Genomic DNA, 12002 nt, shown 5'->3' with positions numbered 1-12002 from the left:
GGGCCGGCCTAGGGGGTGGTGACGGTCGGCCGTGGCGCCGTCGCCATCCCGCTGCCGATGAAGAAGCTCGGGTGCGGCGGCTGGTTGTACGCAGTGTTCTGGCAGGCCAGCGCCGTCCGGTACTGCGTGTCCTGGAGCAGTGTGGTGATTCTGGTGCCGGTCACGTCGGGGGTGGAGTAGATGCGCAGCGCGGTGTTGTCCGAGGTGGCCCAGACGACCTCCTCGCGCCAGTCACCGAGGATGTCACCCGAGAGCGCCGGGGTCGCTTTGGTGCCGTTGTCGGAGTGCACGGAGGCGCCGGTGAGCAGGCGGGTGTCGGAGGACGTCCCGTACTTGTCGATATGAGTGCCGTCGAGCAGTTCGCGTGTGGTGTCACCGTCCCACCAGGACAGGAAGTTGGCGCTGCCGGGCTTGCGGCTCGCCACCACCGAACCCTTCGGATTACGCACCCCGTCAGCCGCTGCCGACCAGGATTCTGCGCCCGCGCTGCCGGACCAGATGTCGTCGGAGACACCACGGCCGTTGTCCCCGTCCGGCGCGGTGGACCACAGGATCTGGCCGGTCCTGGCATCCGCCATCCAGGACGACGGCTTGGAGCCGTCCTCGTCCACCTTGAACTCCTCGAGGCCGGCCCGGGACGGATCCAGGTCACCCACGTGCATGGCGTCACCGTGCCCGTTCCTGGTCGTCCAGAGACCGCGCCCGTTGTCGTCGACGGCCATCGCTCCGTAGACGATCTCGTCCTTGCCGTCGCCGTCGACGTCGGCGACCGAGAGCTGGTGGTCGCCCTGCCCGTCGTAGCCCTTGCCGCTGTTGGTGGAGGAGTTCGTGTCGAAGGTCCATCGGCGGGCGAAGGCGCCGTTGCGCCAGTCCCACGCGGCGATGACGGTGCGAGTGTAGTAACCGCGCGCCATGATCAGTGAGGGACGGGACCCGTCGAGGTACGCGGTTCCGGCGAGGAAGCGGTCGACGCGGTTGCCGTACGAGTCGCCCCAGGAGGACACCGAGCCGCGCGCCGGGACGTAGTCGACGGTGCCCATCGCGGCTCCCGACTGCCCGTTGAACATGGTCAGGTACTCGGGTCCGGAGAGGATGTAACCGGAGGAGTTCCGGTAGTCGGCGGATCCACTGCCGATGGTCCTGCCTTGTCCGTCCACGGTCCCGTCGGCGGTCTTCATGGCGACTTCGGCTTTGCCGTCGCCGTCGTAGTCGTACACCTCGAACTGGGTGTAGTGCGCGCCCGACCTGATGTTCTTCCCGAGGTCGATCCGCCACAGCCGGGTACCGTCGAGCTTGATGCCGTCGACGATCGTGTCTCCGGTGTAGCCGGACTGCGAGTTGTCCTTGGCGTTGGTGGGCTGCCATTTCAGCACGAAGTCGAGGACGCCGTCGCCGTCCAGGTCGCCCACCGAGGCGTCATTGGCCTCATAAGTGTAGGCGACGCCGTCGGGTGTCCGGCCACCGGCCGGCGGGGTGATCGGCACGTCCTTGTAGCCGGAGCGGAACTGAACGGCGTGCGCCGAGTCGCCCTGCTCGACACCGTTCTCGACGGCCCGCACCGTGTAGTCGGCGGAGTTCGGCGCCCCTGAGTGGAAGTAGTTCGACGATCCGGTGATCGGCGAGGAGTTGACCTTGGCGCCGGCCCGGTAGACGTTGAAGGCTACGTTGTCGGGGTCGGTGGCGAGCCAGCGCCAGCTGATGAGGTTGCCACTGCTCGTGTGCACGCTGACCACGCCCCGGTCGAGTTTCTCCGCCTGTCGTGCGGTCGCCGCCTGCGAGGACTGCCCTGCCGCGAGCAGCCCGGCGGCGGCGAGCAGGCCGGCCGTCACCACGGTGCGGAACGCCCGGGTCCGGGAGCGGCGGCGTCTGTGCGGGGGATGGGGATGCGTGTGGGGGTGGACCACGGTGTGCACCTCTTTCGAGGGCCGGGGATGGCTTACGCAGCGTCAGTCGCCACGGCAAGGCGAAAGGTTGCCGCACGCTCCGAAGTCGTCCTTCGCGCAGTGCGGTGTGATTCACTGCTGACATGGCTGCGGAGTTGGAGATCTCGTCGTTCGAATCCACCGAAGCCTTCGAGGCCTGGCTCGCGGGGCACCACGACTCCTCACCGGGAATCTGGCTGAAACTCAGGAAGAAGGGTCGCGGAGCCGTCGCCCTGGACTACGCCCAAGCGCTTGACGTCGCCCTCTGCTACGGCTGGATCGACGGGCAGAAGGCCACATTCGACGACGAGTACTGGCTGCAGCGGTTCACCCCTCGCACGGCGAGAAGCAGGTGGTCGATGATCAATCGGGACAAGGTGGCGGCCCTGACCGAGCAGGGCCGGATGCGGCCCCCCGGGATGGCCGAGGTCGAGCGCGCCAAGTCGGACGGCCGCTGGGAGGCCGCTTACGCGGGGGCGAGGTCCGCCGAGGTACCGGAAGACCTGGCCGAGGCGCTCGCGGCGAACCCGGCCGCCGCCGAGTTCTTCGAGAAGCTCGACGGGCAGAACCGGTACGCGATTCTCTACCGCGTCCAGGACGTCAAGAAGCCGGAAACCAGAGCCAGACGGATCGAGAAGTACGTGGCGATGCTGGCCCGCCAGGAGAAGCTTCACCCCTGAGCGCCACGTTGTCGCGGGATGATCGTTAAGAGGGCATGAACTCACAGCGCACTCTCGCCGCTCTGTCCCTGGTCGGGGCTTTCCTTGCGTTCGCGGTCCCCGCCCGGGCCGCCACGCCGACCGATGACGGGGACAACGTGGTCACGGACATCACGGACACCGTGGGGACCGTCGGAAGAGTCGGGCCTGTCGCTCTTCCCGATCGGCACGTGGGAGTCCTGCTCGGCAAGCTCCTCGATCCGGAAGCCGGCTAGCTTGACCGAAAGGCCGTATCGGAATGCTCCGATACGGCCTTTGACCTGCGACTCCTTCGAGTCGGGACGACAGGATTTGAACCTGCGACCCCTTGACCCCCAGTCAAGTGCGCTACCAAGCTGCGCCACGTCCCGATGCCTGTCTGACCTGCGGATTTCCCCCGGCCTGACCTGCACGAGAACCATACCGCACTCCGGGCACGGCGCCGACTCCGCCAGGTGGCGGCACAACAGCGCGACAATCGACGGATGGACGACAAGCGAGACCGCGACGCAGCGGGACGGGCACGCAACGCTCGGCCCAGGGACGGGTTGGGGCGGCCCCTGCCATACGGGTCGCCGGGGGTGGAGCGACAGCCCGAGGGGGTGGTGCGCACCCCGGCGGAGTCCCTGCGCGAAGCGCAGGCGCTGTTGGACGCGGGGATGCCCTTTCACGCGCACGAGGTGTTCGAGGACGCCTGGAAGGCGGGGCCGGCCGCCGAACGAGCCCTGTGGCGTGCGATGGCGCAGCTCGCCGTGGGGCTGACGCACGCGGCCCGCGGGAATACCGCGGGCGGGGCGCGTCTGCTGCTCAGGGGGGCGGCCGGTCTCGACGCATACGGGGAGGCCGAGCCGTACGGGATCGATGTCGCCGGGTTGACGGCCTGGGCGCGCCGCCTCGCCGAAGGGCTCGCCGGGCCGGTCGACGCGAAGGAGTCGGCCCCGCGGCTGACCGGCGGGTGACGTGCGGCGGGTGACGTGCGGACGGGTGGCGTGCGGACGTCACCCTTCGACCAGCACGACCTCCAGGGTGCGCGGTCCGTGCACGCCTTCGACCCGGTCGAGTTCGATGTCGCTGGTGGCCGAAGGCCCTGAGATCCAGGTGAGCGGACGGGCCGGGTCGAGCCGCGGCAGGGCCTGCGGCACGGACGCCACCACCTGGTCCGGGGCCCGTACGACACAGATGTGATGGTCGGGGATGAGGGTGATCCGGCGGCGGCCCTGGTCCGGGCCGCCGTCCAGGACGATGGTGCCGGTCTCGGCGATGGCCACCGCGCACCCGGTGACCACGCTGTCCACCGCGTCCAGCTCCGGTGCGGTGGATGCCTCGCGGTCGTCGATCCGGGTGGCACCGGTCGCGGCCAGCCAGCTGTCCGGGATGCCGGACGGCGCCAGCACGGTCGCGGCGCCGCGCTCGGCGAGCAGTCGGGCGAGCAGCTCGGGGAGCCCGTCGATGCCGGTGCGGTGAACGAGGGCCCGGTAGTCCGCGAGGTTCTCGTGCAGCAGGTCGAGTGCCGCCGCCGGATCGTCGCCGATGTGGCTGGTGAGGTAGTCGCGGGAGACCTCGCCGGCCTCCGGCGCACCGGCGACAGCGGCACGGACACGGGCGAGGATCTGATCGCGGGAACTCATGCGCGGTTCTTCTTCCACCAGTCACGGAACGGTTCCGGCGGCAGTTGTGGCAGCTCCCGGCTGTCGGTCCACGCTGCCGCGCCGGGCACCCGATTCGGGTGCAGCTTGCGGGTCTTCGATGCCACCCGTTCGCCGGCGGCGAGCGCGGCCGGATGATTGAGCACCCAGCCGGACACCTTCATGGCGGCCTTCTCCAGGCGGTGGCCGCTGCCGCCCTGGTCGGCGACGCGCTCGCGCAGGTGGACCAGGACTTCGGGAATGTCGATGGCGACCGGGCACACTTCGTAGCAGGCGCCGCACAGCGAGGAGGCGTACGGCAGCGAGGCGTCGACCTCGCTCCTGACGCCCCGGAGTTGCGGACTCAGGATGGCGCCGATCGGCCCCGGATAGACCGACCCGTAGGCATGCCCGCCGGCCCGTTCGTACACCGGACAGACGTTGAGACATGCCGAGCAGCGGATGCAGCGCAGTGCCTGGCGTCCGACCTCGTCGGCCAGGGTGGCGGTGCGGCCGTTGTCCAGCAGCACCAGATGGAAGTTCTGCGGTCCGTCGCTGTCGGTGGTGCCGGTCCAGGTGCTGGTGTACGGGTTCATCCGCTCCGCCGTCGACGAGCGCGGCAGGGTCTGCAGGAACACCTCCAGGTCCTGCCAGGTCGGCACGATCTTCTCGATACCGACCACCGAGATCAGCGTCTCGGGCAGGGTCAGGCACATCCGTCCGTTGCCCTCCGACTCGACGACGACCAGGGTCCCGGTCTCGGCGACCATGAAGTTCGCCCCGGAGATCCCCACCTTGGCCCGCAGGAACTTCTCCCTGAGGTGCAGCCGTGCCGCCTCGGCCAGTTCGGCGGGTGCGTCCGTCAGCCCCTCCGGAGCCGGCCGTCCCCATTCGCTCATGGTCCGGGCGAAGATCTCCCGGATCTCGCCCCGGTTGCGGTGGATCGCGGGAACCAGGATATGGCTGGGCCGATCCTCGCCCAACTGCACGATGAGTTCGGCGAGATCCGTTTCGTAGGCGGAGATGCCCGCGGCCTCCAGAGCCTCGTTGAGCCCGATCTCCTGGGTCGCCATCGACTTGACCTTGACGACTTCGCGTTCGCCGGTCGCCTGCACAAGACCGGTGACGATCCGGTTCGCCTCTTCGGCGTCGGCCGCCCAGTGCACGGTGCCACCGGCGGCGGTGACGGACTCCTCCAACTGCACGAGGTACTCGTCCAGGTGACGCAGCGTCCGGTCCTTGATCTGTTTGCCGGCTTCCCGCAACTGCGCCCAGTCGGCCAGCTCCGCCACCGCCTTCGCCCTCTTGTCCCGGATGGTGTGGGTGGCGTGCCGCAGATTCCCGCGCAGGGTTTCGTTGTGCACGGCTTCCCTGGCCGCCTTCGGGAAGGACGGCATGCCGAGGTAGGTACCGCTCATGCGTGGGGCTCCTCTTCGGTGCTCGCCAGGATCTCGGCCAGGTGCAGGGCCCGCAGCGGGGCGTCCTGCCGGTGCAGGATGCCGCCGATGTGCATCAGACAGGAGTTGTCGGCCCCGCAGAGCACCTCCGCGCCGGTGGTCACGGCGTTGCGGACCTTGTCCTCGCCCATGGCGGCCGAGACGTCCGCGTTCTTCATGGCGAAGGTGCCGCCGAAGCCGCAGCACTCCTCGGCGCCGGGCAGTTCCCGCAGTTCCAGTCCCTTGACCGCTTCGAGGAGCTTGCGCGGCCGCTCGCCCAGGCCGAGCATCCGCAGTCCGTGGCAGGAGGGGTGGTAGGTGACGGTGTGCGGGTAGTAGGCGCCCACGTCGGTCACTCCCAGCACGTCCACCAGGAACTCGGTGAGTTCGTACATCCGGGGCACCAGCGAGTCGGCGACCCGGGCGAGCTCCGGGTCGGCGCCCTTGCGGCCGATCGTCGGATAGTTGTCGCGCACCATCGCGGCGCAGGACCCGGAGGGGGTCACCACGTAGTCGTAGCCCTCGAAGGCTCGGCCCATCCGTCGCACCAGGGGTTCGGTCTCCCGCCGGTAACCCGTGTTGAACTGCGGCTGCCCGCAGCAGGTCTGCTCGGGCGGGAAGCCGACCTCCACCCCCAGGCGTTCCAGGAGCCGGACGACGGCGATGCCGGTGGACGGGTAGACCGCGTCGTTGACACAGGTGACGAAGAGTGCGGCGCGCATGATCGGGAGGATATGCGTCCTCGAGGGCCTCCGGTAAGAGGCGGAGGGACGTTCGACGGGCCGGCCGGCATCCCCGTGGCGTGACGGAGACCATTATGCAACTTGTTGCATAAAGGCGCCCGAGTGGTCTAGAAAGAGCTGACCACCACTGCGCACGGAGGCGCCGGATGAGCCCGTACCCCCACCTGCTGAGCCCCCTCGACCTCGGCTTCACGACGCTGCCCAACCGTGTCCTCATGGGGTCGATGCACCTCGGCCTTGAGGAAGCCCCGGACGGCTTCCATCGGCTGGCGGAGTTCTACGCGGCCCGCGCCCGGGCCGGCGCCGGGCTCATCGTGACCGGTGGCATAGCGCCCAACGAGCAGGGCAGGCCGTGGGACGGCGGCGCCAAACTGACCACCGAAGCCGAGGCCGCCGAGCACGCCACCGTGACCGCGGCAGTGCACCGGGCGGGCGGCCGGATCGCGCTGCAGATCCTGCACTTCGGCAGGTACGCCTACCACGAGGCGCTGGTGGCGCCCAGCGCGGTGCAGGCGCCCATCAGCCCCTTCGTCCCCCACCCCCTGACCGACGACGAGGTCGAGCGCACCATCGAGGACTTCGTGCGAACGGCGGAACTGGCCCAAAGCGCGGGGTACGACGGGGTCGAGATCATGGGCTCCGAGGGCTACCTGATCAATGAGTTCATCGCAGCCCGGACCAACCACCGTGACGACCGCTGGGGCGGCTCGTACGAGAACCGCACCAGGTTCCCGCTGGAGATCGTCCGCCGGGTGCGCGAAAGGGTCGGCCCGGACTTCATCCTGATCTACCGGCTCTCCATGCTCGACCTGGTCCCCGGCGGCTCCTCACTGGAGGAAGTGGTCTCGCTCGCCCGGCAGGTCGAGGCAGCCGGTGCGACCATCATCAACACCGGCATCGGGTGGCACGAGGCCCGGATCCCGACCATCGTGACCTCGGTCCCCCGGGGCGCGTACACCTGGGTGACCAAGAAGGTCATGGGGTCGGTCACCATCCCGGTGGTGACCAGCAACCGCATCAACACTCCGGAGCTCGCGGAGGAACTGCTGGCCGGCGGGTTCGGCGACATGGTCTCGCTGGCCCGGCCGTTCCTGGCCGATCCCGAGTTCGTCGACAAGGCGCGGCAGGGCCGCGCCGACACGATCAACACCTGCATCGGGTGCAACCAGGCCTGCCTGGACCACACCTTCAGCGGCCTGATCACCTCCTGCCTCGTCAACCCGCGAGCCTGCCGGGAGACCGAACTCGTCCTGTCCCCGACCCGGCGCCGCAAGCGGATCGGCGTGGTCGGCGCCGGACCCGCCGGACTCGCCTTCGCCGTGTCGGCGGGCGAACGCGGCCATCAGGTCACCCTCTTCGACGCCGCCGACGAGATCGGCGGGCAGCTCAACGTCGCGCGGCGCGTTCCCGGCAAGGAGGAGTTCGACGAGACGCTCCGCTACTACCGCGTCCAGCTCGAACTGCACGGAGTGGACGTCCGCCTCAAGACCCGGGTCACCGCCGCAGCGCTGACCGCCGAAGGCTTCGACGAGATCGTCCTCGCCACCGGAGTCACCCCGCGCACGCCGGAGATCCCCGGGGTCGACCATCCCAGCGTCGTCGGCTATCTCGATGTACTGCGCGACGGCGCGGCGGTCGGCCGGCGGGTCGCGGTCATCGGAGCCGGCGGCATCGGCTTCGATGTCGCGCAGTACCTCACCGACAGTGGCGAATCGGCGAGCCAGGACCCGGAGGTGTTCTTCCGGCAGTGGGGCGTCGACACCGAGCACCGGACACCCGGCGGACTGCGCGAGCCGGTCCGGGCGGCCTCACCCAGGACCGTCCATCTCCTCCAGCGCAAACCCACCAAGGTCGGCGCCGGGCTCGGCAAGACCACCGGCTGGATCCACCGCACGGAACTCAAGCACCGCGGGGTCACCATGGTCGCGGGAGCGACGTACGACCGGATCGACGACGAGGGCCTGCATGTGACCGTCGAGGGAAAGAGCGACGTGATCCCCGTCGACACGATCGTGCTGTGCACCGGCCAGGAGCCCCGGCGCGAGCTGTACGACGCGCTGCGCGCCGCCGGCCACCCGGTGCATGTCATCGGAGGCGCCGATGTGGCGTCCGAACTGGACGCGAAGCGGGCCATCCGCCAGGGGACGGAACTGGCCGCGGCGCTCTGAGCCGGGTCCCGCCCCGGGCGACCGTTGCCGCCGCGGGTCCCTAGGATGCCCGCATGTCCCTCCCGCACGCGATCCTCACCGCCCTGCTCGAGAAACCGTCCTCGGGGCTGGAGCTGACCCGCAGATTCGACAAGTCGTTCCAATACTTCTGGTCGGCCACACATCAGCAGATCTATCGGGAGCTGGCGAAACTGGAGAAGTCCGGCTTCATCCGACCGCTGCCCCAGCAGCCGTCCCGTGGTCGGAAGCGGGAGTACGAAGTACTGCCCGCGGGGCGCGAGGAGCTGACCGGCTGGGTGGCCAGGAGTGAGGACCCGCGGGCGGTGCGCGACCCACTGCTGCTGCGGCTGCGGGCCGCAGCGGTGGTCGGATCGCAGGGGCTGGGAGCCGAACTGGAGCGCCATCTGGGGCTGCACCAGCGGCAACTCGCGGAGTATCTGGCGATCGAGGAGCGTGACTTCTCACAGCCGGACCCCTCCGCGGGGACCCGTCTGCAGCACCTGGTGCTGCGCGGCGGCATCGACCTCGAAAGGTACTGGATCTCCTGGCTGACGGAGGCGCTGCCGGAATTCCGGCAGCGCTGACGCCCGCGCGGACCGGACCGGGGCACCGGTTCATGTGATTTTCACGCAGTCCAACTACGGTGAACCCTGTGACCCAGATGAGCCCGCCCGGCTGGCATACAGACCCCGGGTATACAGGAATCGGCCCCGTCCAGGAACGCTGGTGGGACGGCTACCAGTGGACCGACCAGCTCCGCGTGCCGCCGGCCGCGCTCCGCCGCCGCCGGGTACGCATCGGCGCGGCGGTCACCGCCGCCGTGGTGGTGCTCGCGGCTGTCGGAGGCGGCTTGTATCTGCTGACGGACGGCTCGGGCAACACTACGAAGAGCGCGGCCGTTTCGCCGTCCGGCCCGCCCTCCGGAGCACCCTCCCAGCCGGACTCACCCGGGGGCAGCGGTGGGGGCGGCGAGAGCCAGAACCCGGAACAGCAGGACCCGCTGACTCCGCAGACCGAGGCCGGCTACGCGACGGACGCGGCCAGCGGGGTCAGTATTCCGGTCCCGAAGGGCTGGACCGGCCAGTCGGGCGCCGTCGGCGCCGGAGTCACCACCGGTACCTACACCTGCCCCACCGGCACCGACGACAGCGGCAAGGCGGCCACCTGTGTACGCGGCGGGGTGTTCTCCGCCCCGGCGGCCGCCCTGAAGCTTTCCGCCACCACCGCACGAGCCGCAGCCCAGAAGGACATCTCGGGCAACGCCCAGGAGTCGTACGGCGACACGTCGGGAGGCATCACCTCGCACCAGCAGCTGAAGTCCGAGGCGGTCACCGTGGCCGGCCAGAAGGGATATCTGGTGCGCTGGAAGGTGGTGACCAAGAAGGGCGACGACGGTTACGTCCAGTCGCTGGCCTTCCCCTCGCCGAGCGCGTCGCACATGCTGGTGGTCGTCCGCTCGGGCTTCGACATCAACGCCAAGGCACCGAAGCTGTCCGTGATGGACGACATCACCCAGGGCATCAAGGCCGCTTCCGGATCGGGCACCGGCTCCGGCCAGAGCACCTGAGGGCACCGGGAAAGCGTCCGGCCGGGGTGCCTCAGGGCAGGATCAGCCAATCGGCGGCCACCGCCGCGACCAGGCCGACTCCCAACAGCCAGCTCGCCAGCCGGGTACGGCCGCTGCGGCTGAGTTCGATGACCAGGCCGCAGAGGATCAGCGCCATCCCGTAGTCCGCGACGACCAGGAGCGACGACCGGCTGGCAAGCCGCTCCGCGAGTATGGCCGCGATGGCGACCATCATCACGGATGCCACGACTATCCGTATCCGCCGGGCTTGACGAGGCGTCAGGCCCGGCTGCTCCGGGTCGGTCGGGTCGGCGTCGACGGCGTCCACGGCTTCGCTCTGGTCAGGGATGCTCATGAGCCGGAAGCGTAACGGAGTGCTCGTCCCCGTATACGAGGCAGGGCGACAGGGCACGGTGGATACTGTGACCACCGACCTGCCGGAGGCACCGGCCTCCACCGCACCGACCACAAGGTGGCCCGACCCGTGACACCCCGCATATCCCGCGAGAACGGCCTGCTGGTCATCGAGTCCGGCCGGCTGATCCTGCGCGAGCAGTCGCCTGCCGCTGCCGCCGTGCTCGCCGAGGCCGGCTCAGCGGGCATCGACTGGCTCGACGGCGCCCCCGGCAGCGGCACCCAGATCGCCGCGAAAATGGTGACGATGACGGTCGAAGCCGGTGCCTTTCTGCCGGGCTGGGGGCTGTTCGTGATCCATCGTTCCGCGGACGACGTGGCGCTCGGCGGCATCGGTTACCACGGCCCGCCGGCCGACGGCTCCGTCGAGATCGGTTACGACCTCACGGAGTCGGCACGCGGCTCCGGCTGGGCCACCGACGCCGTGCTGGCCATCTCGCACTGGTCGTTGAGCCTGCCCCCGGTGAACACGGTGCTGGCCACCACCGACCCCGGCAACGAGCCGTCCCAACGGGTGCTCGCCCGGGCGGGGTTCAGCCGAGTCGCCGACCGGGACGCACTGTGGGCGTACGAACTGACCGCCGAACCGGCCGGGCCGCGATGAGCGGCGAGATCCGCGCCCGGCAGCCGGTCGGCCTGCCCGCGCCGGCACCTATCGCAGCAGCAACTGCAGGCCGCCCAGCACGGTCGCCCCGATCACCAGCCGCTCGAAAAGCCGCTGGTTGATCCGGCTCGCGCACCTGCGGCCGATGTAGGCGCCCGGCACGACGAAACCCACCAGCGCGGCGTCGAGCAGCAGGGACTTGGCGTCGATCAGCCCGAGGCCCACGCTGAAGGGCACCTTCGCGGTGTTGACGATCAGGAAGAACCAGGCGGATGTGCCGAGGAAGCCGAGCTTCCGGAAACCCGCCGAGATCAGGTACAGCGACATCACCGGGCCGCCGGCATTGGCGACCATGGTGGTGAAGCCGCCCAGCACGCCGTAGGACCGGGCCTTGACCCTGCCACTGCGGGTCGGTTCCGCGGACGCCTCGTCGACGGACTCGGTGGTCCTTCTGCGCCACAGGGTGACGCCCGCCATCAGCAGCAGAATCGCACCGATCGACGTGCGCACCACCGCGTCGTCGGCCCAGAAGAGGAATTCGGTGCCGATCACCACTCCCACCGCGACGGCCGGAAACAGCCGCCACAGGGTGGGCCAGTGGGCGTGCCGCCGGTAGGTGAGGACGGCGAGCACGTCGCCGGTGATCAGGATGGGCAGCAGCACCCCGGTCGATTCGCGGGCCGGCAGCACCGCCGCGAAGACCGCCAGACTGATGGTGTTGGCGCCGCTGACCGCTGTCTTGGAGAAGCCGACCAGCGCGGCTGCCGCAGCGAGGGCGGCCAGCTCCCACATAGTTATCGTGTCCATGCCTGGTACAGATGCTAT

13 protein-coding genes and 1 tRNA gene are annotated in these 12002 nt (G+C 69.7%); 7 read left to right on the top strand and 7 right to left on the bottom strand.

Features of this window, described 5'->3' with window-relative positions; genetic code table 11:
• Positions 1-8 precede the first annotated feature (8 nt).
• On the bottom strand, positions 9-1904 hold the full coding sequence (locus AB0436_RS05845) for a rhamnogalacturonan lyase (protein WP_366466456.1): 1896 nt from the start codon (positions 1902-1904) through the stop codon (positions 9-11).
• A 122-nt stretch (positions 1905-2026) separates the two neighbouring features.
• Between AB0436_RS05845 and AB0436_RS05840 the strand changes: the two genes are divergently transcribed.
• Positions 2027-2602 (top strand): YdeI/OmpD-associated family protein, encoded by a 576-nt coding sequence (locus tag AB0436_RS05840; protein ID WP_366466455.1) that lies wholly within the window; start codon positions 2027-2029, stop codon positions 2600-2602.
• 35 nt (positions 2603-2637) lie between these two features.
• Positions 2638-2856 carry a hypothetical protein gene (locus AB0436_RS05835; protein ID WP_365858740.1) on the top strand — a complete coding sequence of 73 codons (219 nt, stop codon included), beginning with the start codon at positions 2638-2640 and terminating at the stop codon, positions 2854-2856.
• Between the two features lie 61 nt (positions 2857-2917).
• On the opposite strand, the gene AB0436_RS05830 is transcribed toward AB0436_RS05835, so the two are convergent.
• Positions 2918-2991: transfer RNA gene (locus tag AB0436_RS05830), tRNA-Pro, on the bottom strand.
• 114 nt (positions 2992-3105) lie between these two features.
• On the opposite strand from AB0436_RS05830, the gene AB0436_RS05825 reads away from it, so the two are divergent.
• Complete coding sequence (locus AB0436_RS05825; RefSeq protein ID WP_366466454.1) at positions 3106-3579, top strand: DUF309 domain-containing protein; 474 nt, start codon at positions 3106-3108, stop codon at positions 3577-3579.
• 39 nt (positions 3580-3618) lie between these two features.
• Here the strand turns inward: AB0436_RS05825 and AB0436_RS05820 are convergent, their stop codons facing one another.
• The 3 genes from AB0436_RS05820 to AB0436_RS05810 are packed head-to-tail and all read right to left on the bottom strand — an operon-like array spanning position 3619 to position 6403.
• Positions 3619-4248, bottom strand: a complete 630-nt coding sequence (locus AB0436_RS05820) for a lactate utilization protein C (RefSeq protein ID WP_366466453.1) — start codon at positions 4246-4248, stop codon at positions 3619-3621.
• Positions 4245-5663: a LutB/LldF family L-lactate oxidation iron-sulfur protein gene (locus AB0436_RS05815; protein WP_366466452.1), complete on the bottom strand. Its 1419-nt coding sequence runs from the start codon at positions 5661-5663 to the stop codon at positions 4245-4247. The genes AB0436_RS05820 and AB0436_RS05815 overlap by 4 nt, the downstream gene beginning before the upstream one ends.
• Positions 5660-6403 carry a (Fe-S)-binding protein gene (locus tag AB0436_RS05810; RefSeq protein ID WP_366466451.1) on the bottom strand — a complete coding sequence of 248 codons (744 nt, stop codon included), beginning with the start codon at positions 6401-6403 and terminating at the stop codon, positions 5660-5662. Before AB0436_RS05810 ends, AB0436_RS05815 begins: the two co-directional genes overlap by 4 nt.
• 167 nt (positions 6404-6570) lie before the next feature.
• Here AB0436_RS05810 and AB0436_RS05805 point away from each other — a divergent pair, with 167 nt between their 5' ends.
• From AB0436_RS05805 to AB0436_RS05795, 3 genes are all read left to right on the top strand, one after another.
• Positions 6571-8592, top strand: coding sequence for an NADPH-dependent 2,4-dienoyl-CoA reductase (locus AB0436_RS05805; protein ID WP_366466450.1), 2022 nt, complete (start codon positions 6571-6573; stop codon positions 8590-8592).
• 53 nt (positions 8593-8645) lie between these two features.
• A complete protein-coding gene (locus AB0436_RS05800; RefSeq protein WP_366466449.1) occupies positions 8646-9176 on the top strand; it encodes a helix-turn-helix transcriptional regulator in 531 nt (176 codons plus the stop codon).
• A gap of 68 nt (positions 9177-9244) precedes the next feature.
• Positions 9245-10159: a DUF2510 domain-containing protein gene (locus tag AB0436_RS05795; protein ID WP_366466448.1), complete on the top strand. Its 915-nt coding sequence runs from the start codon at positions 9245-9247 to the stop codon at positions 10157-10159.
• 31 nt (positions 10160-10190) lie between these two features.
• Here the strand turns inward: AB0436_RS05795 and AB0436_RS05790 are convergent, their stop codons facing one another.
• A complete protein-coding gene (locus AB0436_RS05790; RefSeq protein WP_366466447.1) occupies positions 10191-10514 on the bottom strand; it encodes a hypothetical protein in 324 nt (107 codons plus the stop codon).
• A 129-nt stretch (positions 10515-10643) separates the two neighbouring features.
• On the opposite strand from AB0436_RS05790, the gene AB0436_RS05785 reads away from it, so the two are divergent.
• The gene (locus tag AB0436_RS05785; RefSeq protein WP_366466446.1) at positions 10644-11177 is read left to right on the top strand and encodes a GNAT family N-acetyltransferase; all 534 of its coding nucleotides are present in this window, start codon (positions 10644-10646) and stop codon (positions 11175-11177) included.
• 48 nt (positions 11178-11225) lie between these two features.
• On the opposite strand, the gene AB0436_RS05780 is transcribed toward AB0436_RS05785, so the two are convergent.
• Positions 11226-11984 carry a sulfite exporter TauE/SafE family protein gene (locus AB0436_RS05780; protein ID WP_366466445.1) on the bottom strand — a complete coding sequence of 253 codons (759 nt, stop codon included), beginning with the start codon at positions 11982-11984 and terminating at the stop codon, positions 11226-11228.
• Positions 11985-12002: the final 18 nt, after the last annotated feature.

The sequence above is a fragment of the Streptomyces sp. NPDC051322 genome (assembly GCF_040689485.1).
Lineage (GTDB): Bacteria > Actinomycetota > Actinomycetes > Streptomycetales > Streptomycetaceae > Streptomyces.
The sequence above is the reverse complement of the archived record's forward strand: the minus strand, read 5'-3'. Positions and strand labels throughout refer to the sequence as shown.